Raw genomic sequence first — 22,415 nt, forward strand, 5'->3', positions numbered from 1 at the left:
TTAAAAGCGGTAACCTAAAGATAAACCGGCTTTGAACATAAAATCATTCTGAAAATCTTCAGGATTAATGTTTCTGCCCAGACCACCATTAAGTTCTATGGTGAATTTTTGACTTCTTGTTGCCCATTTATATCCGCCGCCAAGACCTAGTGCTACGGTTGAGTAATCGTAATTTCTGCCGCCTAAATTTTCGGTGTCGTCATCATCATCACCAGTATAATAAAGTCCGAATACTTCAGCAAATAAACCACTTTTAGGTCCATAGCCAAAATAAGCTCTTAAGTTGGGTCCTATTCCAAAATTACCGTTGTAATCTGTAGATTTTCCATCAAAATAAAGTGTGCCTCCAATACTAGTATCCTCATTGATATAGTACTCATAACCGAATTCAATAGTAGTAGTAACCAAAAATTGACCAATATTCAATTTTACTTCATGACTGTTTTCGTTGTCATGATAAGCTTGCGCAAAAGAAGAAGCTGATATAAATAATATAGCAATAGAAAAAATAATTTTGTTCATAAGATGCGTTTTAAAATGCAAATGTTTTTTAAAAGTTGTGAAATTAGGATTTTAATAGAAAGTATGCACCTTTAATCTTCAACTCTTTTTTATTTTTAAGGCAAAAATGAATATAGATGAAAATCATATCCTATAATGTAAATGGAATTAGGGCAGCGTTAAGAAAGGGTTTTTTAGAATGGTTGGGTACCGTGTCGCCAGATGTAGTTTGTCTTCAAGAAATTAAGGCTAACGAGGATCAGCTAGATCTTTCATTGTTCGAAGAGGCGGGTTATAAATACAATTATTGGTACAGTGCCCAAAAGAAGGGCTATAGTGGTGTTGCTATACTCTCTAAGACCAAACCAGATACTGTAGTGTTTGGTACAGGTATCGATTATATGGATTTTGAGGGAAGAAATATTCGTGCTGATTTTGGTGATATTTCTATCATGAGCATGTATTTGCCTTCAGGTTCAAATATGCAACGTTTAGATTTTAAGCTTACTTATATGGCAGATTTTCAAGAGTATGCCGATAAGCTCAAAAAGACGAATCCAAACTTAATAGTTCTTGGAGATTATAATATTTGTCATGAAGCAATAGATATTCATAATCCTGTAGGATTAAAAAACGTATCAGGATTTTTACCTGTGGAAAGAGAATGGATAGGAGATTTCATGAAAAGCGGATTCATAGATAGTTTTAGAGAATTTAATACTGAGCCAGATAATTATACTTGGTGGAGTTATAGGGCTAATGCTAGAAATAACAATAAGGGTTGGCGTTTAGATTATGCTATGGTAGCTTCTACGTTGAAAGACAGGTTGTCTAGATCTGTAATTTTATCAGGAGCGAAGCATAGTGATCATTGCCCTATTTTGATAGAGGTAGAGAGTTAACGAAATGGTTACAAGTACCCTTAATATATTTAGTAATTTTGCATTTAAAGATTACAAATTTTAAATTGAATGATCTATACCAATTTACCGCATACAGATATTGAAGTAAGTAAAATATGTTTGGGTACTATGACCTGGGGTAATCAAAATACCGAAGAAGAAGGTCATGAGCAAATTAATTATGCCCTAGATAAAGGCGTTAATTTTTTAGATACTGCTGAGTTGTATCCAGTTCCTGCACACAAAGATAGATACGCTGCTACTGAGAAAGTCATCGGTAATTGGTTTAAGAAAAACGGTAATAGAGAAGATATTGTTTTAGCCTCTAAAATAGCAGGTAAAGCCGATATGACGAAGTTTATTAGAACTACCGGTTTTACTAGAGAATCTATTATTGATGCCGTAGAAGGAAGTTTGCAGCGTTTACATACAGATTATATCGATTTATATCAACTGCATTGGCCAGACAGAAGCACTAATTATTTTGGTCAAAGAGGATACAAGCATGACATATCTGACCACTGGGAAGATAATATTCATCAAGTTTTGGAAACCATGCGCGATTTAATACGTGAAGGTAAAATTAAACATGTAGGTATTTCAAATGAAACACCTTGGGGTCTGATGCGTTTTTTAGAAGAAAGTAAGGTTCATGGAACATTGCCACGAACAATAACAGTTCAGAATCCATATAGTTTATTAAATAGACTGTTCGAAGTAGGTATGGCAGAGATAGCTATGAGAGAGCAAGTAGGTTTATTGGCATATTCTCCGATGGGATTTGGAGCATTAAGCGGAAAGTATTTAGGTGATCGAATGCCAGAAGGTTCTCGTTTAAGTTTATTTCCTCAGTATAATAGATATATCGGCGAAAGAGCTGTTGAGGCTACAAAAAGATATTATGAATTGGCACAAGCCAATGGCTTAACCCTTGCGCAAATGGCATTGGCATTTGTAAATACAAGACCTTTTGTTACCAGTACTATTATTGGTGCTACTAGCATTAGGCAATTAGAAGAAAATATTGGCAGTATAGATGTTGATTTGTCTGATGATATTATCGAAAAAATTGAAGCTATTCACAATTCAATACCAAATCCAGCACCATAATATGGAAAGCCTAGTACTATTAAAAGTGGGATTTGGACAAATAGTCCTCATTCTTGTAGTAATAATAATTATTATGGTTTTGGCTAGAATAATGAGAGACAAGCGTTAGCTGAATAAATTACCGGCAATTTCTTCAATTTTTGAAGCCATTAAAATTTTAATTTTTGTTGACTTAAGGCTTATTTTATTGCTTTTTGAAATAATTATGGTGTCATAACCTAGTTTTTCGGCTTCAAGAATACGTTGCTCTACCCGTTGTACCGGTCTAATTTCACCAGCTAAACCGACTTCCGCAGCAAAACAAATACCCTTGTCAATAGGTATATCTTCATTGCTTGATAGAATTGCGGCAACAACGGCCAAATCAATAGCTGGATCATCTACTGAAATACCACCGGTTATGTTTAAGAAAACGTCTTTTGCACCTAGTTTAAAACCGGCGCGTTTTTCTAATACAGCCAATAACATGTTTAATCTTTTGGCGTTATATCCAGTTGTAGAGCGTTGAGGGGTTCCGTATACAGCAGTGCTTACCAATGCTTGAATTTCTATGAGTAAAGGTCGCATACCTTCTACGGTCGAGGCGATTGCTGTACCACTTAATCCATCGTCATTTTTAGAAATCAATACTTCAGACGGGTTGTTGACTTCACGTAATCCGCTGCCTTGCATTTCATAAATACCCAATTCTGCGGTCGAGCCAAATCTATTTTTTAACGATCTAAGAATACGATACACATAATTTCGGTCGCCCTCGAATTGTAGAACGGTATCGACCATGTGCTCCAAAATCTTAGGTCCGGCAATAGAACCATCTTTGGTAATGTGCCCAATAAGTATAACAGGCGTATTGGTTTCTTTGGCAAATTTTATAAGCTCAGCAGTACATTCTCGTATTTGCGAAATACTACCTGCGGCAGATTCGATGTAGTCAGAGTGAAGCGTTTGTATAGAATCGATAACGACAATATCGGGTTCTGTAGCCTCAATCTGTTTAAAGATATTTTGGGTTTTCGTTTCCGTTAGAATAAAACAAGTTTGACTGTTTGGGTGAATTCTGTCGGCACGCATTTTAATCTGTTTTTGGCTTTCTTCACCAGAAACATATAGCGTTTTATAAGGTAGTTTTAATGCTATTTGAAGCAATAATGTGCTTTTTCCGACACCAGGTTCGCCGCCAAGAAGTACTAATGCACCAGGTACTAAACCACCACCAAGAACTCTATTGAATTCGAGGTCAAAAGTGTTTAGGCGCACTTCTTTTTCAATACTTATTTCATTCACCAAAAGAGGTTTAGAAACTCTTTTAGATGTTTGAGAGGGAGTTTTCCAACTAGCCTTCTCTTCTTTTTGTACCACTTCTTCAACAACGGTATTCCATTGTTTACAGGCAGAACATTGTCCTACCCATTTGGCATATTGAGTACCACAATTTTGACAAAAAAACGCAGTTTTAGTTTTGGCCATCTTTAGCTTTTATCGAAAAAGCTAAAGGTAGCAAGAAGTTTGAAGCGATTATATTTTAGAATGAAATTATAGGCTAATTTTCACCGGACCGCTCTTTTTTAAAAGCACTGAAGGCGAGAAAAAATGATGCCCAAGCCATAAATAAGGCAATGCCGTTATAGGCTAAAATGAACTCTCCTTTGAGTCCAAAGTAAGTAAAGAGCACTCCGGAGAATACGAAGTACATTGCGTCAATTTTAATCATAATTAAGTAGGTTGGGCTAATTTGGGACTAGCCGTTTATTAATATTGTTTAAAAGCCGAAATCGGCTTTTAGTGCATCCATTTTTTCAAGGGCCATTTCTTTAGTTAAAAAATCTATTTCTTTCATTTGAAAAGATTTTTCAAATGTTTTTAGTGCTTTTTTAGGCTCACCAAGTTGTTCGTAGTACTCAGCTTCAAAATAAAAACCTAGCATTGTTTCTGGGTACTCTTTTTTACAAAGGTCAGATAAAGGTTTAAGCGACTCAAAATCCTCTTTTTTACGAGACGCGGCATATATTGCCATAATATCATTTAGTTCAACAGGCTTACTGAAACCGAACATGTCTTCAATGCCTTGATATTTGTTTTCTAAATAATTGTAAACTGGTTCTTCGCTAGTTAGAATTTGAGTCTTGTATTCTTTCGGACTGATAGGTTTAAACATTCCGAAGATATTATCAAATGCTTTACCGATACCGTAGGTGGCAACAGAAATATGATCCGAGTTAGAATATTCATCAAAGAAATAATGCAAAGACTCTTTGTCTATGGCTTTCAAGCCTTTATCCATTGCTAAAATTCGTTGCTTATCATTACTAGCTTCACCTTCTACGATTAACTGGTAGAATATCTGATTTTCAATAATACCTAATCGCATAGGTACTCTACTTTCCATTTCTGGAGCAAGAGTTGGTGAAATACTCACATAACCATCAAAAATGGAATTGTCTTTGAACAACCAATAGTTCATGAAATTGGCTGTAATATCATATCCGACAATCATTTTAAAAGGTGCTGTACTATAATTAAGGTCTAGGTAAGGTATTAGCTCCATTCCTATAAATTCATAAAAACTTTTGCCTTTTTCTGATGGTAGACCACTATCTCTGTCAAATGCACAATCTTCATATCTTAAATCATTTTCGCTTTGGTTAATACCCACAACAATACTCTGGGGCATACCGTGAAAACGACTATAAAATTTTGAATTTGCCACTACCTGTTCAAATAGATATTCACCGTCAAGTACAATGATAAGAGGGTACTTTTTGGTTTCATCCATATTCTCAGGAAAATAATAATGTACATCTCTTCGTTCTTGAAGTTTAAAAGATTCGAAGATTTCTTGTGTCACTTGTGCATAGGAGGTTATCCCAAATAAAAGTGCGAATATTAAAGCTACATAACGCATAAAAGGTAATTATTAGTTGAAAGTATACTATTTACTACTGTTCAATAACGGTAATAAAAGAAAAGATATTGCACCAAAAACAACTATCATAAGAGTCTGTGCTATCCATATAATCCACCCAAACGCATCGCCAGACACTGCGCTTATGCCAAAGATAGCTAATGCGCTGCTTACAGCAATGGGGTAAAGACCTATGCCGCCATTGGTGGTTGCCATGGCAAAAGCCCCAGCCACAAAGGCGACCAAGAGTTGGCTAAGGGTAAGTGAAATAGTTTCTGGGACCGTAAATTTTATGATCCAAAGCATACCTATATAGCATCCCCAAATGAAAAAAGTATGAAAAATAAATAGCCATTTATTTTTCATTTTGAGAATACTGAACACTCCGTCAAGAAGTCCTTTTACAAATGTTTTGATTTTTTGGGCAAATGCGTTTTTTGATTTTTTAATGATAAAAATGAAAACAAAGAATGCCGCTATTCCCGCCAGGGCGAGAAGTATGAGTCCGGTTGCATTGAAGCCACGTTCTTGAAGAATGCCCATTATAACATCTGTCTGTAGCAAAAATGCCACTACTACTATTAAAAGTAGCATAATTACGTCTATGACTCTTTCTGTAACAATAGTGCCAAAGCCTTTTTCAAAAGGAACGTTTTCGTATGTTGTAAGTGCTGTAGCCCTTAATATTTCTCCAGTTCTGGGGATACCTAAATTGGCAAAATAAGAAGTTAATATAATTAAGATGTTGTTTATGAGTTTAGGTTTATACCCTAATGGTTCTAAAAGATAATTCCAGCGAACCGCTCTAGAAATATGCCCTAGAATGCCTAATAAAACAGAAAGAAATACATAAAGCGGTTTTGCCTCTTTGATGTAAAAGATGATCTCCTTTCTATTTTCTGGCGTTGTTGAATTGTAAGAGTACCAAACTAAAAAAACTCCCAATGCAATTGGGAGTATGGTCTTAAGATTTTTTTTTAGGGTATTCGTCAACTTTTAGGTTAAAAGATTATTTGCTTCGTTAGGGAAAACTAAAGAAGGGTTGAATTTTTTTGCATCTTCAATATCCATCCAAGTATAAGAAATTAAAATCAAAATATCACCAACAGATACTTTTCTTGCGGCGGCTCCATTTAGCGTAATTTCTCCACTTTTTCTTGGACCGGGGATAATGTAGGTCTCTAATCTTTCACCATTGTTATTATTGACAATCTGAACTTTTTCGCCACGAATAAAATTTGCGGCATCCATTAAATCTTCATCAATAGTAATACTACCTACATAATTAAGGTCGGCACCAGTAACTTTTACTCGATGTATTTTTGATTTAACTACTTCTATTTGCATATCTTATACTAATTTAAGGCTATATTATCTATGAGTCTTACGTCTTCAACATAAACGGCAATAAACGCCCTGTATTTTACATTGTTTATTTTATTTTGAATTGGGGTCAATGTTTCAACATCTGTAATGTCAAAATATTCTAATTGAAATTCGTTAGTTTTTTCAAACTCCTTAACCACCCAATCTTTAACGTTTAGTGCATTTTCCATGCCAAATTTTATTTTGGCAGTTTTTAATGTTTCATATATAAATGCAGCTTTAAGTCGTATTCCTTTGCTTAACCTTTCATTTCTTGAGCTCATTGCCAAGCCATGATTCTCTCGTATTATTTCACAGCCTATTATTTCAACAGGTATATGTTGTATTTCGGTAAGTTTTTGAATGATACGTAATTGTTGAAAATCTTTCTCTCCAAAATAAGCTCTCGTAGGTTTGACAGTTTTAAGAAGCTCTTCAACTATTGTGCCAACACCATTAAAATGGTCATCTCTAAATTCGCCTTCCATGACTTTGTCAAGTCCTTCAAAATCGTAGATTTTTGGTATAACGGTGTCTGGGTATATTTCGGCTACATTAGGTGTGAAAATAATAATGGTATCTGAAATAGCTGAAATCAATTGAACATCAGCTGCTAAAGTTTTTGGGTATTTGTCTAAATCTTCCTTATTGTTAAATTGCGTAGGGTTGACAAAAATACTTACAACTACATTCTTATTTTCTTCAACCGCTTTTTGTATTAGTGATGCATGCCCCTTATGCAATGCGCCCATAGTGGGTACAAGACCTAAGTCTTGATTGTTGCCTAATTTATTTAGTTCTTCTGTTAGCTTGGTTTTGGTCTGTATTACCGGCATTGAAAAGTTCATTAGCGAGCAAACTTACTATAATTACTGCTAATCTCTATATTTTTTGTAATTTTGCAGTTGCGTTTCAGTGAAAAATAAAATATAACCTCTATGAATGGTAAAAAGATATTATTTGTATCTTCTGAATTAGTTCCTTACTTACCCGAAAACGAAGTTTCCCTAATGTCTTATGAAACACCTAGAATGGTCAACAGCAATGGTGGTCAGATCAGGATTTTCATGCCTAGATACGGGAACATTAACGAAAGAAGGCATCAATTACACGAAGTAATTAGACTATCAGGTATGAACTTGGTCATCAATGATATGGATATGCCGTTGATTATTAAGGTAGCGTCTATACCTAAAGAGAGAATTCAAGTTTACTTCATCGATAACGAAGAGTACTTTAAGCGTAAAGCTACGTTTACAGACAAGCAAGGGAACCTTTTTCCAGATAACGACCAACGTGCAATTTTCTTTGCAAAGGGAGTTATGGAAACGGTAAAAAAATTGAATTGGTCACCAGATATCATTCATGTTCATGGGTGGATGGCAAGTTTATTGCCATTGTATCTTAAGAAGTATTATGCTGATGAGCCACTTTTTGCAGATAGTAAAATAGTATTATCGGTTTACGGTAAAACTTTTGAAGGTTCTTTGGATAAGGATATGGTTAAAAGAATTTCTTTTGATGGTATTCCAGAAGAAGAGATTGCTTCTTTAGGCGACCCTACTTATAATAATTTGTTAAAGGTAGCTGTTGATTATTCTGATGCAGTTATTTTAGCTTCGGAAGATATTCCAGAAGAATTAGAGAAACATATTTCCAACCAAGAAAAACCAGTGTTGCCATATGTACCTGTTCAAGAATTTGAAGAGGCTTATGCTAATTTTTATAACACCGAAGTTTTAAAATAATCTGAATGAATTTTATTGCTAATTCCGCTCTTCCCAAATTTTCGGGATTGTTATTGATATTGGGTCTTTTGGTTTCTTGCGAACAAGATTTGACTACCGTAGGTTCTGGTGTAGTTGGTAATGAGCCATTTACTACAGGTACAGAAGTATATGATGTTTTTGCATATAATAAGAACATTGAGGCTGTACAGACCAATAAATTACCAATATATCAATTAGGTACTTATAATGATCCTATTTATGGTAGAACAGAGGCTTCGGTAACATCGCAAATATTTCTTAGTGCGGTAAGCCCTTCGTTTGGTAGTTTTTCTCAGGCAGTAGAAGATACGGAAGGTGGTGAAGACGCTGCTATAACTGTAGTTCAAGAGAATGAGACTGTAAAAGAGGTCTACCTTTATATTCCATTTTTAACCAACTCATCTGATAGTGATGGCGATGGTGTTGTGGATAGGTATGATTTAGAACCAGATAATAGTGATAATGATAATGACAGTGATGGTGTTTCGAACATAATAGAAACTGCGTCAAACACAGATCCACGTGACGTTGATAGTGTAGATGCTGATCGAGATGGGTTAAACGATAGTGATGGTGCAACTATTTTTGCAGATAACTTCGCTGAAAAAGTAGAATTAGATAGTATCTACATTAATGGTGAAAACTATGATGATGTGGCTAAATCTCCATTGCCTTTTTTTAATTTGAAGGTAGAACGGTCAACATTTTTCTTACGTGACCTGGATCCAAATGCAAGTTTTCAGGAAGCACAAGAATATTACTCCAATCAAGTTTTTTCACCAGATTTCGTTACGGGAGATCCTTTGTTCGATGGCGTTGTTGAAATTATTGATGAAGAAATCTTAATTCAGAATGAAGATGATGAAGATACAGAAGATGTTGATGAATCTCAAACATCTACTAAGCTACAACCTGGAATTAGAGTAGCATTAGATAATGAGTTTTTTCAAACTAATATTCTAGATAAAGAAGGAGATTCAGAATTGATCAGTCAATCAAATTTTACTGAATTTATTCGTGGACTTCACTTTTCTATTACCGATAATACGGGTAACGATGTTATGGTATTGTTTGACTTAAAAAATTCTAATATTACTATGACTTATAGTCATACTAACTATGATACTAATGGTACTACAGACGATACAAGTGACGATAACCCGAATAATATTTTAGAAAAAGATTTTACGTTTTCATTCTTGACAGCGAGTACAAGTGGAGCTGTTTCTGGTAATGCGGTAAATACCTTAATTACAGAAAACTATGGTCCTCAGATTGTGCAAGCGTTAGATAATGGTGAAAATGCATCAAGAGTATATTTAAAAGGAGGTGCGGGTACTTATGCTGAAATTAATCTTTTTGAAGAAGACGGTGGTGAAAGTATTTTGGAACAAATTAAAAGTGAGAATTGGGTTATTAATGAGGCTAATTTAGTTTTTTATATAGATAGAGATCAATTAGATGCTTCTGGTAGTAAGTTAGAGCCGCCAAGACTTTATTTATATAATGCAGAGAATAAATTTCCTTTGATAAATACGTTGACTGAGCAGATTGATACTGATTCTCCTGCGCTATTTGGCACCTATCTAAATTATGATGGAATTATAGAGAAATCTAGCGATAAAGGTGTTAAGTATTCTGTCAAAATAACAGACCATATCAATAACATGGTAGTAAGAGACTCTACAAATGCAACTTTAGCATTGACATTAACTACTAATATCCAAAATTGGAGTATTGCTGACGCAAAAGTGGTAGGTGGTGAAGAAACGCTGGCAATGACTTCTACAGTTACTCCGCTAGGTACTATTCTTTACGGTAGTAATCTAGAGGCTACGGATCCTGATTTTGACAAAAGGTTAAAACTTGAAATATCATATACTAAAGCAGATTAGAAAATACTTTTAGTATAGTGTTCTAATTTTGTTCATCGTTTATATACCACTTCTAGATTATAGACGTTGTAATACTTAAATGGTCTAAATATTGGGCTTGTTCGTATATCTAATGTTCTATTAAAAATTAGATAAAATTTTCAAATTGTTGGTGTTATGTGTGGAATTGTTGGATACATAGGGTATAGGGAAGCTTTTCCTATAGTTATAAAAGGACTTCAAAGATTAGAATACCGTGGTTATGATAGTGCAGGTATTGCATTGTTTGATGGTAACCAAATTAATCTTGCCAAAACAAAGGGTAAGGTTGAAGATTTAATAAATAAAGCTAAGGAGATTTCTCAAAAGGGTACTATTGGTATAGGTCATACTCGTTGGGCAACCCATGGCGTTCCAAATGATGTAAACTCTCATCCTCATTATTCTAATTCAGGCGAATTAGTGATAATTCACAATGGTATTATTGAAAATTATGAAGCCATTAAGCAAGAGTTAACTAAGCGTGGTTATATATTTCACTCTGACACAGATACTGAAGTTTTAATTAATTTAATAGAAGAAGTTCAAAAGACGGAAGATGTTAAATTAGGAAAAGCTGTACAGATTGCACTTAATCAAGTAGTGGGTGCCTATGCTATTGCAGTTTTTGATAAGAAAAAACCAGATGAAATTGTAGTTGCTAAATTAGGTAGTCCTTTGGCTATTGGAATTGGTGAAGGGGAATTTTTCATCGCTTCAGATGCATCTCCTTTTATCGAGTTTACTAATAATGCTGTTTATCTTGAAGATGAAGAAATGGCGATTATTCGATTAGGAAAAGAAATTAAACTTAGAAAAATTAAGGATGATTCTGTTGCTTATCCAAGAATTTTGGAGCTTCAAATGAATCTTGAAGAAATTGAAAAAGGTGGTTATGATCACTTTATGTTGAAGGAGATATATGAGCAACCAAGAGCTATAAAAGATACCTATAGAGGTCGCTTGTTGGCTGATCAAGGTATAATAAGAATGGCGGGAATCGACCTTAACATGGAAAAATTCTTAAATGCCAATAGAATTATTATAGTAGCATGTGGTACTTCATGGCACGCTGGTTTAGTTGCTGAGTACATATTTGAAGATTTGGCAAGAATACCTGTAGAGGTAGAATATGCATCTGAATTTAGATATAGAAATCCTGTTATAACAGATAAAGATGTTTTAATAGCTATTTCACAATCTGGTGAAACTGCAGATACTTTGGCTGCTATTAAATTAGCTAAAGAAAAGGGTGCTTTCGTTTTTGGAGTATGTAATGTGGTAGGGTCTTCTATTGCAAGAGAAACAGATGCTGGTGCATATACGCATGCCGGACCAGAAATTGGTGTAGCATCTACAAAAGCATTTACCACTCAAATTACAGTTTTAACGCTAATGGCTTTAAAATTAGCTAAGGCCAAAGGTGTTTTTTCTGAGTCTAGGTATCATGAATATTTAACTGAATTGGAAACAATTCCGAGTAAAGTTGAAAAATCTTTAGAGTCAAATACATTAATTGAAATTATTGCTGATGTTTATAAAGATTCAACTAACTGTCTTTATTTAGGTAGGGGTTATAATTTTCCGGTAGCATTAGAAGGAGCTCTTAAGTTGAAAGAGATTAGTTACATTCATGCAGAGGGTTATCCTGCTGCAGAAATGAAGCATGGTCCTATAGCATTGATCGATGAACATATGCCAGTTTTTGTAATAGCAACTAAAAAGGGGCATTACGAAAAGGTAGTAAGTAATATTCAAGAAATTAAATCTAGAAAAGGTAAGATTATAGCAATTGTTACCGAAGGTGATGAGCAAGTAAGAGATTTGGCAGATCATGTAATCGAGGTGCCTGAAACTTTAGAAAGCCTAACTCCGTTATTAACCACAATTCCTTTACAATTACTTTCTTATCATATTGCAGTAATGAGAAATTGTAATGTAGATCAACCAAGAAACCTTGCTAAGTCGGTTACGGTGGAATAAAAATTAAATTTTAGAAGAGTATAAAGGGGCGTGATTTATTTCACGCCCCTTTATTATTTGTATGTAGTTCTTTTTTATGTAGATAAATCTAGTTTTGGCGAGAATTTCTAAGAACTGTTATCGTTAAGTTAATTACGTATATCGTAAAATTCATATCGTTTGATTATGAAAATTTTACTATGCACGCATAATTTTTTTCAAATTCTTATAGTTCGTTTAAAATAATCTGTATCTTAACCCTCAACTAATTTTAAACTTTGATTAAGAATGAGAACAATACTACTTTTAGCATTGATGGTTATTGGTACTTTTGGGTATTCCCAGACCAATATCAATGGTAATGTTGTTGACCAAAACAACGAGCCTATCCCCGGGGCCAATATTGTTATTGTTGGCACAACCATTGGTACAGTAACAGATTTTGATGGTAATTTCAATTTGGCAACATCCGAAGTTCCACCTTTTAAAATAGAGGTGTCGAGCATCGGGTATACTAGTACTAAAGAAAGTATTACTAGTGCAAGCCAAACAATTACAATCACTTTAAACGAATCACAAACCTTTTTAGATGAGGTTGTTATTTCAGCATCTAGAACTCCAGAGCGTATTTTCGAATCGCCTGTTACGGTAGAGAGAATGGGTGTTTCTGAAATAAAGAACACTGCTGCCGCCGATTTCTATGGCGGAATAGAGAATTTAAAGGGTGTTGATGTAAACACTAACAGTTTAACTTTCAAATCTGTAAATACCAGAGGTTTCGCTTCTTTTGCAAATACTCGTTTTATGCAATTGGTAGACGGTATGGATAATTCTGCACCTGCGTTAAATTTTCCAATAGGTAACTTAGTTGGGTTAACAGAAACAGATGTATTAAGTGTAGAGTTACTACCAGGCGCTTCTTCTGCATTATACGGTGCGAATGCTTTCAATGGTATATTATTTATGCGAAGTAAAAGTCCGTTCGATTACGAAGGTTTAAGTGTTTCAATTAAAAGAGGTATAACTTCACAAGAGGCCGCTGGTGATAATGCATATACAGATGTTAGTATAAGAGCAGCCCATAAATTTAGTAATAAGTTTGCGGCTAAGGTCAATTTCGGTTATTTAGAAGGTACAGATTGGGCAGCAAACAATATAGAAGGAAAAGATGAAAATAACTTTATTGCAACAGGTTTAACCCGCGCAAACGATTTAAATTATGACGGGGTTAATGTTTATGGCGATGAAGTAGCTACCGATATAAAAGATGTTGCGCTTACTTTAGAAAGTCTTGGGCGTATTCCAGCGGGTGCAAATGCTTTAATTCCTTCAGTACAAGTAAGTAGAACAGGTTACAACGAAAGTGATCTTACAAATTATAGCGCAAAAAGTATTAAAGCAGATTGGGGACTCTATTATAGACCAATTGAAGATAATAGCTTAGAGCTTTCTTATGTCGGTAAAGTAGGTACCGGTAATACTATTTATCAAGGTACTAACAGGTATAATATTAATGGTTTCTTTCAAGAACAACATAAACTAGAAATAAAAAACGATAATTTCTTTGTTCGTGGTTATGTAGTTGCCGATAAATCTGGTGATTCTTACGATATGGTTTTTACGGGAATTAATATCAATAGAGCTTGGAAAAGTGATGAACAGTGGTTCGGTGAATATACAGGGGCTTATTTACAAGCTACTTTAGCTGGTGCAACTAATGAAGCAGCACATGCAGCTGGTCGTGCAACTGCTGAAACAGGTAGATTTTTGCCAGGTACACCAGAATTTCAAGCGGCTTTTGATAGAAGTGTAAGTGACCCTGACCTTAGCACAGGTTCAAAGTTTCAAGATGCATCAAAATATTACCATGCAGATGCAAATTATAATTTCAGCCATTTAATTGATTTTGCAGATATACAACTTGGTGGTTCTTTTAGGGAATATAGTTTAAATTCTTCGGGTACTATCTACACTGATACTGACGGACCAATTAACTATTCAGAATTTGGCGTCTACACTCAAGTTCAAAAGAATTTACCTTTGTCTGGTGAGAAAAATTTAAAATTGACAGGGTCTGTACGTTATGATAAGTCTGAATTTTTTGACGGTTTCTTTTCTCCAAGAATATCTGCAGGTTTAACTATTAATCGAAATCATAACATTAGGGCGTCGGCACAAACAGGATTTAGAAACCCAACAACACAAGATCTTTTTATAGGATTGGATGCTGGTAGAGCTATTTTGGTAGGTTCTGCTCCAGATAACCTTGATCGATACACTCGCGATTTTACCATTAGCCAAGCAGGTCAAGATAATTTTGGACAACAAGCTAGCATCACTCAAACTGGTAGAGCGGCATACGAAAACTCTTATTCTTTAAGTTCGGTGAATGAACTTAGTCAAACAGGAAACCCTGCGGTCTTAGAAATTGCTAATCCAGATATTATAACACCAGAACAAGTAGCTTCAGTGGAGATTGGTTATAGAGGTAAAATAGATAAACTAATTATTGATTTTAGCACCTATTATAACAAGTATAAAGACTTCATATCACAAGAAGTAGTAATAGCACCACTATATGGTGAAGTTGGAGATGGGGGATTATCGGTTGCTGCTGTAGCAAATGGTGATTTTCAAGCGTATAGTACTTACACTAATTCTGATGCTGATGTAAATTCATATGGAGCATCTTTAGCTTTAAGTATGAAGGTTTTAGGTAATTATGATTTAGAAGGAAGTTATACGTATACCAAATTAGATTTTGATCGTGAAGCTAATCCCGATTTACAATTAAATTTCAACACGCCAGAACATAAATTCAAGGCTTCTTTCGGAAATACGGCATTATTTGAAAATTTCGGATTTAATGTTTCGTATAGGTTTAGTGATGATTATTTTTGGGAAGCAACATTTGCTCAAGGTGTAGTACCTGAATTCCACAATATAGACGCACAAATAAATTATTCTGTTCCAAGCATAAAATCTACGTTTAAGGCAGGGGGTACAAACATATTAGGAGATGAGTACTATACAGCTGTAGGTACTGGTTTTATAGGCTCTATGTACTACTTATCTTGGACAATTAACAACTAATTAAAATCAAAAGTTGAAATGAAAAACTTAAAATATTTATATATTTCTTTAGGTATATTGGCTTTTACGGCTTGTAATGACCCTGAAGATGTTGATCTTAATCCAGTAGAAATGGCTGAAGATCTACCTGTATTAACAGCGGGATCATCAGATTTTTCTAATTATGTTTCTTTAGGAAATTCATTGACTGCAGGTTTTACAGATGGTGCCTTATTTCAGGCAAGTCAAACCTTATCAATACCTAATTTACTTTCTCAAAAATTCAGTCTGGCTGGTGGTGGTAGTTTCACCCAACCTTTGACAAATGATAATATTGGTGGTCTAGCACTCGCTGGTACTCGAATTCAAGGTCCTAGATTGGTTTTTGGTGGTGCGGGTCCAGTTTCTCTAGAATCTCTAATTGGAGATGTAACGGTTACAACTGATATTGCATTGAATAATCCAACGGGTCCTTTTAATAATTTAGGAGTTCCTGGTGCAAAAAGTTTCCACTTATTGGCACCTGGTTATGGTAACATAGCTAACGTGCAATTGGGTCTTGCTAATCCTTATTTCGTAAGAATGACTGGTGCAACACCAGATATAAGTGTATTAGAAATGGCAGTAAGTCAAACACCAAGTTTTTTCACGCTATGGATCGGTAATAATGATGTATTAGGATATGCCACTACAGGTGGTGACGGTACAAACCCTATTACTCCTGTTTCAGGAGCGCCAGGTCAAGGTTTTGATGGTAGTTATGGCGCCTTAGTGGCAACATTGACTGCAGGTGGAGCTCAGGGTGTTGTTGCGAATATTCCTAATGTAACAGATGTTCCTCATTTTACAACAGTGCCTCATAATCCTTTAGATCCAACTGATGCTAGTTTTGGTGATCAGATAGCTACTTTGAATGGTATTTTTGGTCAATTGAATCAAGTATATGATTTTTTAGGAGTTCCGGAGCGTACAATTAAATTTTCTGAAACGAAGGCGAGTGAAGTAATTATAATCGATGAAGAATTAACTGATTTATCTGCTCAAATTGCTGGAGTATTAAGTGCTAGTCCAACCTTTCCTGCTTTTGTAGAATCATTTGGATTACCTGCAGCAGCAGCACCTCTGGTTGCAGGATTGCTAGGTAGTACCTATGGTCAATCTAGGGAAGCGACGGCAGACGACTTATTTGTTTTGCCAAGTGCGTCAGTAATAGGTACTGTTAATGTAGAATCAGTTGGTGCTTTAATGGCCGCTGGTTTACCACAAGCATTAGCGGGTCAATTTTCGGTTGAAGGTATTACGCTTCCATTAGAAGATAAATGGGTATTAATACCTGAAGAGCAAGAAGAAATTGCAGTAGCAACAGAGGCATTTAATCAAATTATTGCAGCAACAGCTAGTCAAGCAGGTTTAGCTTTTGTAGACGCAAATACATTATTAAATCAATTAGCTAATGGTGGTATTACTAGCGGAGATTTTACTTTACAATCAAATTTAGTGACAGGTGGAGCCTTCTCTTTAGACGGTATTCATCCTACTGCTAGAGGTTATGCATTGTTGGCAAATGAGTTTATGATGGCAATAGATGCTACTTATGGCTCTAATTTTGCGGATTCAGGTAGTTTATTGAATGTAGGCGATTACCCTACTAACTACCCAGTTACACTACAATAGAGGTATATAAAATAGTAAGATTTAAAAGGTGCTTAATAGGCACCTTTTTACTTTTGTAAAAAAGGAAAAAAACAATTTTTCTTTAAAATTGAAAACTATATCTTTGCAGCCTGAAAATGAGAGCATTTTTCAGAATATATTAAACGTAATACATAAACATATAAGTAATGTCAAAAGTTACAGGTAAAGTTTCGCAAATCATTGGACCCGTGGTTGATGTAGAATTTCAGTCAGGTGCTGATCTTCCTAGAATCTATGATTCCTTAGAAATTGTAAACAAGGATAAGTCGATTTTAGTATTAGAAGTACAGTCTCATGTTGGGGAAAACACGGTAAGAACTATCTCCATGGATTCTACCGATGGTTTAAGCAGAGGAGTAGATGTAGTTGCTACAGGTAGTGCGATTCAAATGCCAGTAGGTGATGACGTATATGGTCGTTTATTCAATGTGATCGGAGATGCTATTGATGGTTTAGGTGATTTGCCTAAAGCAGGAAAAGATGGTCTTCCAATACACAGAGAAGCACCAAAATTCGAAGATCTTTCAACTTCTACAGAAGTTTTATTTACAGGTATTAAAGTAATCGATTTGATCGAGCCTTATGCAAAAGGTGGTAAAATTGGATTATTTGGTGGTGCTGGTGTAGGTAAAACAGTATTGATCCAAGAATTGATTAACAATATTGCAAAAGGTCATGGTGGTCTTTCTGTATTCGCAGGTGTTGGTGAAAGAACTCGTGAAGGAAATGATTTACTTCGTGAGATGTTAGAATCAGGTATTATAAAATACGGTGATGATTTCATGCATTCTATGGAAGAAGGCGGATGGGATCTTACCAAAGTTGATAAAGAAGCAATGAAAGGTTCAAAAGCGACTTTCGTTTTTGGTCAAATGAACGAGCCACCGGGAGCACGTGCTAGAGTTGCACTTTCAGGTTTGACGATTGCTGAATATTTCCGTGATGGAGCAGGTGAAGGTCAAGGTAAAGATGTTCTTTTCTTCGTAGATAACATTTTCCGTTTTACACAAGCAGGTTCAGAGGTATCGGCATTATTAGGTCGTATGCCATCTGCTGTAGGTTACCAACCAACTTTGGCAACAGAGATGGGTGCTATGCAAGAGCGAATTACATCAACAAAAAGAGGTTCTATTACTTCTGTACAGGCGGTTTACGTACCTGCAGATGATTTAACGGATCCAGCACCGGCAACAACGTTTGCTCACTTAGATGCAACAACGGTATTGTCTCGTAAAATTGCTGAGCTAGGTATTTACCCAGCGGTAGATCCTTTAGATTCTACATCAAGAATATTAACAGCTGATATTTTAGGTGATGAACATTATGATTGTGCTCAAAGGGTAAAAGAGCTTTTACAGCGTTATAAAGAACTTCAAGATATTATTGCCATTTTAGGTATGGAAGAATTATCTGAAGAAGATAAATCTGCCGTAGGTAGAGCAAGACGTGTACAACGTTTCTTATCTCAACCTTTCCACGTAGCAGAGCAATTTACAGGTCTTAAGGGAGTTTTAGTTGATATTAAAGAGACTATAAAAGGATTTAACATGATTATGGATGGTGAATTAGATCACTTACCAGAATCTGCTTTTAACCTTAAAGGTACTATCGAAGAGGCTATTGAAGCTGGTGAAAAAATGTTGACTGAAGCTTAAATCTAGTAAACAGTAGGCGGTAGCAGTTTGCAGTTTTGCATACGATTACTAAGCACTGATTACTGAATACTGAAAAAATATGTATTTAGAAATTGTATCACCAGAAGCAACATTATTTGCTGGCGAAGTAACTTCGGTAACGGTACCAGGTATAAATGGTGAGTTTCAAATGTTAAAAGACCACGCCCCAATTGTATCATTGTTACAAGAAGGTAAGGTTAAAATTACAGGTAATATTTCTTTAGAAGAAGAATATGCCTCTAAGTTTACTAAAGATGCTAGCGGTAGTACCGTATTACAAATTTCTAGCGGTACTATTGAGCTTAAGAATAATAGAGTGATTGTACTTGCAGATTAGTTAGTACATTAAGTAATAAATTTTAAAGGCTATACTGAAAAGTGTAGCCTTTTTTTATTCCTTTTTATATGCTAAAATATCAGCCGGCTGACAATCTAAAGCTTTGCAAATGGCCTCAAGTGTAGAAAAACGAATCGCTTTAGCTTTACCTGATTTTAGAATAGATAGATTGGCTTCCGTTATACCAATCATTTCGGCTAGCTCTTTACTTTTCAAATTTCGCTCTGCTAATACGGTGTTTAAGTTTACGACTATACTCATAATTATATGGTTAGGTCGTTTTCAGATTGTACGGTATATCCATTTTTAAATACATAAGTAAGAAACAAGGAAATCATACCAAATATAATCAGTAGAATAAGGTTGTGAATATTTCTAAATTCAGTCTTATGCATTATCGGGTAATGGATAAGAAAGTATAAAATAGGACCAATTACTAAATTAAGAATGGTTAAAAGTTTTAAATTTTTGACAATACCTTTATTAAATATTATAGTCTCTTTTAATGCTTTAAAGATGTTAGAAAGCAAATAGAAAAGTAGAATTCCGAATATAAGAATTAGAGATATAGTTAGTATATCGCTAAACTGATAATCACCTTGTATTGAGCTTCCTATTAAGGGAATTTTCATATCAAATCTACCGTCTTTAACCGTAAATTTATCGGTAATAAAAGCAAATTCCATATAGGTTAGAAAAACTAAGAGTACAATTGAAATACTTCTAAAAATATAATAGAAGAAGGTTGAAAGTGAATTTGGACCGAATATTTTCATAATATATTTGTTATTGTTTAACAATAACAAATATAGAATAATCATCGATAAACAATAATAATTTACAAAAAATATAAGTTATGAAGTCTTCAAAGAAATTAATTCCCAGTCTTGACCTAAAGAACTATACGTGCATACTTTTTCAAAACCTACGGCATAATGTGCGCCTAAAGAGCGGGTATTGGTAGCGTCAACTTCGGTGATAATAGCGTCATATTTAGGGTAAGAAGCAATTTTCATAGCGTTATAAAGTCCGCGGAAAATCCCCTGCTTTCTATGAGTCTTTGCAACACAAATTTGCCCCATGGTAATAAAATTTTGAATGTTTACATTTTCTAATTCGGTAAACATCGGTCTTAAAACAGAAATCTCATCTTTAAAATCTTCGGTCATTGAAAGGGCATAACCAACTATCTTATTCTCATCTTTTGTAATAATGTGTGGGCAAGCGTTATTCATTCTAGTAAGTACATCTAAAGTATGTTGTACAGTAACAAAACCTTCTTGTTCCATTTCTAAATCAGAAACAGAAGATTTTAAATTCATTTGCTGTAAAGAAAGAATCTGTATCAATTCTTCATTTGTTGTGGCGGTGGTATATATCAAATTCATTTACTCAACTTTTAACCAAGCTTTGCGGGCTTTTAATACTTTTTTTGAAGGAGCTTCTTCATTTTTCTCAATCAAGCTAATAGCATAGTTCGGGTTAGATGTCAATGTTACTTCCGTTTTCCTTTCCAATTCATCTCTTAAAAATGTTATTGAAAGGATGTCATTTGGTTTGAATTCATTTTCAATAAACTTGTTGAACTGAATTCCGTTAGGGAATTTATCTCCATTAATAGCTGTAATGATATCGTCTTTATCTAGCCCAGCAATATAAGCGGGACTCCCTATTTTAGTATTGCTTCGAATTTTACCATTAAAATCGTCTGTGATAGATACAGCGGCGCCAAAATAAGCAGCTTTTTTGTTTTGATATAAACTTACCCCAACGGATTTAAATAGTTCGGTATAGCTTGGCATTTCGCTTTTGTAGATAAAGCTATTAAAGAAGTTATTGCCAAAATCTTCACCTGCGTAAATGTTCAAAGTTTTATTCAAATTTTCAATGGTATACGTATTTTCCGATTTCCCATGGGTAGTCCAAACCAGTTTCATGAAATCATCTAAATTCAAGTCTTTATCTCTTAATGAAAGGTCTAATGCTAAACCTAGAACACTACCATAAGAATAATAAGATATAAATGTATTTTCTCTATTTACAGGGTCAACTGAGGTAGATGCATCAACAAATGGTGCCTGATAACTCATTTCTATGGGATTAAAAAATTGTCTGGCAGGTGAATTCCAAACATAATTGAAAGTACCGGTTAATCCCTCTACATATTTTTCTGCTGTAATTAATCCTGCTCGGCAAAGTATCAAATTGGTGTAGTAGCTGGTAAAACCTTCTGCAAACCAAAGCTCACCGCTCATGTTAGCTTCTTCAAAATTAAAAGGTTCTAAAGATTTTGGTCGTATACGTTCAACATTCCAACTATGAAAAAACTCATGAGAAACTGTACCAATATTACCATCCATTCCTCCGTTAGCTAATGTCCGCGTACTGGTTAAAATAGTAGAGTTTCTATGTTCCATACCATCACCAGAAGCATTTGGTATATAACAGGCTAAAAAGGTATAAGACCCGTAATCAAATGTAGGTAGTTCACCAAAAACCTCTTTTTCAGCTAGAACTACTTTTTTTACTTTCTCAAAATATTGGTCAGCTTCTTCTTCGGTACCAGGATCGTGCAATGCTAATTTAATGGTTTGACCGTCTACAGTGAATTCGCGAACCTTGTGGTTGCTCAGTTCGGTAGGGCTATCCATAAAATAATATAGGTTGGGAGCACTATAGGTATGGTCTTTTACGTGTGGTAGTTGTGTTGCTATCTTCCAATTTAAATCTTCTCTTATGTTAAAATCTACTTCTATTTTTCTGTCTTTAAGAGAAGGAGCATATATAAATGTAGCCGGAATGTTTAAATGTGCATGTGTTTCATCGATTTGAGAATAGGTGCCATCGCCTCTATTTGCAAAAAGAATATACGATATTTTAACCGTACCATCATGCCCAATAATGTTCCATGCATACGGATTTGTTCTTGAAACAATTAGGTCATTTCCTTTGCTGTCTATAGCCTTAAAGTTATAAACGTTTTTTGCAAATTCATGTAGTGCATACCTACCTGGCGAAGTTCTGCTCATTCTAAGCGCTAGGGTATCAGATTTTATATTTTGAAATGTAGCCGAAATAGTTGCCTCATGATGTTCGGCATTTTCGAAAGAGATAACGTAAGTATTGGTTTGTGCAATTAGTTGAACCGATTGTAAACCAAATAATAATAAAATAAGAAGATAGCGCATACTGTGATTTTTAGCTAAGATAA

20 protein-coding genes are annotated in these 22,415 nt (G+C 34.9%); 9 read left to right on the forward strand and 11 right to left on the reverse strand.

What is annotated here, in order from left to right; translation table 11 throughout:
• The gene (locus Q0871_RS09685) at window positions 1-522 is read right to left on the reverse strand and encodes a hypothetical protein (RefSeq protein ID WP_299321560.1); all 522 of its coding nucleotides are present in this window, start codon (window positions 520-522) and stop codon (window positions 1-3) included.
• A 116-nt stretch (window positions 523-638) separates the two neighbouring features.
• Between Q0871_RS09685 and Q0871_RS09690 the strand changes: the two genes are divergently transcribed.
• The gene (locus Q0871_RS09690; RefSeq protein WP_299321565.1) at window positions 639-1,403 is read left to right on the forward strand and encodes an exodeoxyribonuclease III; all 765 of its coding nucleotides are present in this window, start codon (window positions 639-641) and stop codon (window positions 1,401-1,403) included.
• 69 nt (window positions 1,404-1,472) lie between these two features.
• Entirely contained in the window at window positions 1,473-2,513 is a 1,041-nt protein-coding gene (locus Q0871_RS09695; protein WP_299321569.1) for an aldo/keto reductase, read from the forward strand.
• Between the two features lie 105 nt (window positions 2,514-2,618).
• On the opposite strand, the gene radA is transcribed toward Q0871_RS09695, so the two are convergent.
• From radA to panC, 6 genes are all read right to left on the reverse strand, one after another.
• Complete coding sequence (gene radA, locus Q0871_RS09700) at window positions 2,619-3,980, reverse strand: DNA repair protein RadA (RefSeq protein WP_299321573.1); 1,362 nt, start codon at window positions 3,978-3,980, stop codon at window positions 2,619-2,621.
• A gap of 73 nt (window positions 3,981-4,053) precedes the next feature.
• Window positions 4,054-4,206, reverse strand: a complete 153-nt coding sequence (locus Q0871_RS09705) for a hypothetical protein (RefSeq protein ID WP_299321577.1) — start codon at window positions 4,204-4,206, stop codon at window positions 4,054-4,056.
• A 66-nt stretch (window positions 4,207-4,272) separates the two neighbouring features.
• On the reverse strand, window positions 4,273-5,415 hold the full coding sequence (locus Q0871_RS09710; protein WP_299321580.1) for an alpha/beta hydrolase-fold protein: 1,143 nt from the start codon (window positions 5,413-5,415) through the stop codon (window positions 4,273-4,275).
• Between the two features lie 27 nt (window positions 5,416-5,442).
• Window positions 5,443-6,408, reverse strand: coding sequence for a lysylphosphatidylglycerol synthase transmembrane domain-containing protein (locus Q0871_RS09715; RefSeq protein ID WP_299321584.1), 966 nt, complete (start codon window positions 6,406-6,408; stop codon window positions 5,443-5,445).
• A gap of 3 nt (window positions 6,409-6,411) precedes the next feature.
• Window positions 6,412-6,762, reverse strand: a complete 351-nt coding sequence (gene panD, locus Q0871_RS09720; protein WP_073240922.1) for an aspartate 1-decarboxylase — start codon at window positions 6,760-6,762, stop codon at window positions 6,412-6,414.
• Window positions 6,763-6,770: 8 nt separating this feature from the next.
• The gene (gene panC, locus Q0871_RS09725) at window positions 6,771-7,628 is read right to left on the reverse strand and encodes a pantoate--beta-alanine ligase (protein ID WP_367275138.1); all 858 of its coding nucleotides are present in this window, start codon (window positions 7,626-7,628) and stop codon (window positions 6,771-6,773) included.
• A 90-nt stretch (window positions 7,629-7,718) separates the two neighbouring features.
• Here panC and Q0871_RS09730 point away from each other — a divergent pair, with 90 nt between their 5' ends.
• The 7 genes from Q0871_RS09730 (at window position 7,719) to Q0871_RS09760 (ending at window position 19,204) form a co-directional block, all read left to right on the forward strand.
• The gene (locus Q0871_RS09730; RefSeq protein ID WP_299321597.1) at window positions 7,719-8,528 is read left to right on the forward strand and encodes a glycogen/starch synthase; all 810 of its coding nucleotides are present in this window, start codon (window positions 7,719-7,721) and stop codon (window positions 8,526-8,528) included.
• A 5-nt stretch (window positions 8,529-8,533) separates the two neighbouring features.
• Window positions 8,534-10,444, forward strand: a complete 1,911-nt coding sequence (locus Q0871_RS09735) for a DUF4270 domain-containing protein (RefSeq protein ID WP_299321600.1) — start codon at window positions 8,534-8,536, stop codon at window positions 10,442-10,444.
• A gap of 156 nt (window positions 10,445-10,600) precedes the next feature.
• Window positions 10,601-12,445 (forward strand): glutamine--fructose-6-phosphate transaminase (isomerizing), encoded by a 1,845-nt coding sequence (gene glmS / locus Q0871_RS09740; protein ID WP_299321605.1) that lies wholly within the window; start codon window positions 10,601-10,603, stop codon window positions 12,443-12,445.
• Between the two features lie 267 nt (window positions 12,446-12,712).
• Entirely contained in the window at window positions 12,713-15,517 is a 2,805-nt protein-coding gene (locus tag Q0871_RS09745) for a TonB-dependent receptor (RefSeq protein WP_299321610.1), read from the forward strand.
• 18 nt (window positions 15,518-15,535) lie between these two features.
• The gene (locus tag Q0871_RS09750) at window positions 15,536-17,170 is read left to right on the forward strand and encodes a G-D-S-L family lipolytic protein (protein WP_299321614.1); all 1,635 of its coding nucleotides are present in this window, start codon (window positions 15,536-15,538) and stop codon (window positions 17,168-17,170) included.
• 167 nt (window positions 17,171-17,337) lie between these two features.
• The gene (gene atpD / locus Q0871_RS09755) at window positions 17,338-18,846 is read left to right on the forward strand and encodes a F0F1 ATP synthase subunit beta (protein WP_299321617.1); all 1,509 of its coding nucleotides are present in this window, start codon (window positions 17,338-17,340) and stop codon (window positions 18,844-18,846) included.
• A 79-nt stretch (window positions 18,847-18,925) separates the two neighbouring features.
• The gene (locus Q0871_RS09760) at window positions 18,926-19,204 is read left to right on the forward strand and encodes a F0F1 ATP synthase subunit epsilon (RefSeq protein WP_299321619.1); all 279 of its coding nucleotides are present in this window, start codon (window positions 18,926-18,928) and stop codon (window positions 19,202-19,204) included.
• 54 nt (window positions 19,205-19,258) lie between these two features.
• Here the strand turns inward: Q0871_RS09760 and Q0871_RS09765 are convergent, their stop codons facing one another.
• The 4 genes from Q0871_RS09765 to Q0871_RS09780 all read right to left on the reverse strand — a co-directional run bounded on the left by Q0871_RS09765 (window position 19,259) and on the right by Q0871_RS09780 (window position 22,392).
• On the reverse strand, window positions 19,259-19,465 hold the full coding sequence (locus Q0871_RS09765) for a helix-turn-helix transcriptional regulator (RefSeq protein WP_299321623.1): 207 nt from the start codon (window positions 19,463-19,465) through the stop codon (window positions 19,259-19,261).
• A gap of 2 nt (window positions 19,466-19,467) precedes the next feature.
• A complete protein-coding gene (locus tag Q0871_RS09770; RefSeq protein ID WP_299321628.1) occupies window positions 19,468-19,980 on the reverse strand; it encodes a DUF2975 domain-containing protein in 513 nt (170 codons plus the stop codon).
• A gap of 78 nt (window positions 19,981-20,058) precedes the next feature.
• On the reverse strand, window positions 20,059-20,592 hold the full coding sequence (locus tag Q0871_RS09775; RefSeq protein ID WP_299321630.1) for a GNAT family N-acetyltransferase: 534 nt from the start codon (window positions 20,590-20,592) through the stop codon (window positions 20,059-20,061).
• On the reverse strand, window positions 20,593-22,392 hold the full coding sequence (locus Q0871_RS09780; RefSeq protein ID WP_299321634.1) for a peptidase M61: 1,800 nt from the start codon (window positions 22,390-22,392) through the stop codon (window positions 20,593-20,595).
• Between the last annotated feature and the right edge of the window lie 23 nt (window positions 22,393-22,415).

Origin of the sequence: uncultured Maribacter sp., assembly GCF_947500985.1 — a bacterium.
Lineage (GTDB): Bacteria > Bacteroidota > Bacteroidia > Flavobacteriales > Flavobacteriaceae > Maribacter.

Bases quoted from the DNA above. Each gene is read 5' to 3' on its own strand.
- Q0871_RS09685 (WP_299321560.1), bottom strand. From the start codon at position 522: ATGAACAAAATTATTTTTTCTATTGCTATATTATTTATATCAGCTTCT.
- Q0871_RS09690 (WP_299321565.1), top strand. From the start codon at position 639: ATGAAAATCATATCCTATAATGTAAATGGAATTAGGGCAGCGTTAAGA.
- Q0871_RS09695 (WP_299321569.1), top strand. From the start codon at position 1,473: ATGATCTATACCAATTTACCGCATACAGATATTGAAGTAAGTAAAATA.
- radA (WP_299321573.1), bottom strand. From the start codon at position 3,980: ATGGCCAAAACTAAAACTGCGTTTTTTTGTCAAAATTGTGGTACTCAA.
- Q0871_RS09705 (WP_299321577.1), bottom strand. From the start codon at position 4,206: ATGTACTTCGTATTCTCCGGAGTGCTCTTTACTTACTTTGGACTCAAA.
- Q0871_RS09710 (WP_299321580.1), bottom strand. From the start codon at position 5,415: ATGCGTTATGTAGCTTTAATATTCGCACTTTTATTTGGGATAACCTCC.
- panD (WP_073240922.1), bottom strand. From the start codon at position 6,762: ATGCAAATAGAAGTAGTTAAATCAAAAATACATCGAGTAAAAGTTACT.
- panC (WP_367275138.1), bottom strand. From the start codon at position 7,628: ATGAACTTTTCAATGCCGGTAATACAGACCAAAACCAAGCTAACAGAA.
- Q0871_RS09730 (WP_299321597.1), top strand. From the start codon at position 7,719: ATGAATGGTAAAAAGATATTATTTGTATCTTCTGAATTAGTTCCTTAC.
- Q0871_RS09735 (WP_299321600.1), top strand. From the start codon at position 8,534: ATGAATTTTATTGCTAATTCCGCTCTTCCCAAATTTTCGGGATTGTTA.
- glmS (WP_299321605.1), top strand. From the start codon at position 10,601: ATGTGTGGAATTGTTGGATACATAGGGTATAGGGAAGCTTTTCCTATA.
- Q0871_RS09745 (WP_299321610.1), top strand. From the start codon at position 12,713: ATGAGAACAATACTACTTTTAGCATTGATGGTTATTGGTACTTTTGGG.
- Q0871_RS09750 (WP_299321614.1), top strand. From the start codon at position 15,536: ATGAAAAACTTAAAATATTTATATATTTCTTTAGGTATATTGGCTTTT.
- atpD (WP_299321617.1), top strand. From the start codon at position 17,338: ATGTCAAAAGTTACAGGTAAAGTTTCGCAAATCATTGGACCCGTGGTT.
- Q0871_RS09760 (WP_299321619.1), top strand. From the start codon at position 18,926: ATGTATTTAGAAATTGTATCACCAGAAGCAACATTATTTGCTGGCGAA.
- Q0871_RS09765 (WP_299321623.1), bottom strand. From the start codon at position 19,465: ATGAGTATAGTCGTAAACTTAAACACCGTATTAGCAGAGCGAAATTTG.
- Q0871_RS09770 (WP_299321628.1), bottom strand. From the start codon at position 19,980: ATGAAAATATTCGGTCCAAATTCACTTTCAACCTTCTTCTATTATATT.
- Q0871_RS09775 (WP_299321630.1), bottom strand. From the start codon at position 20,592: ATGAATTTGATATATACCACCGCCACAACAAATGAAGAATTGATACAG.
- Q0871_RS09780 (WP_299321634.1), bottom strand. From the start codon at position 22,392: ATGCGCTATCTTCTTATTTTATTATTATTTGGTTTACAATCGGTTCAA.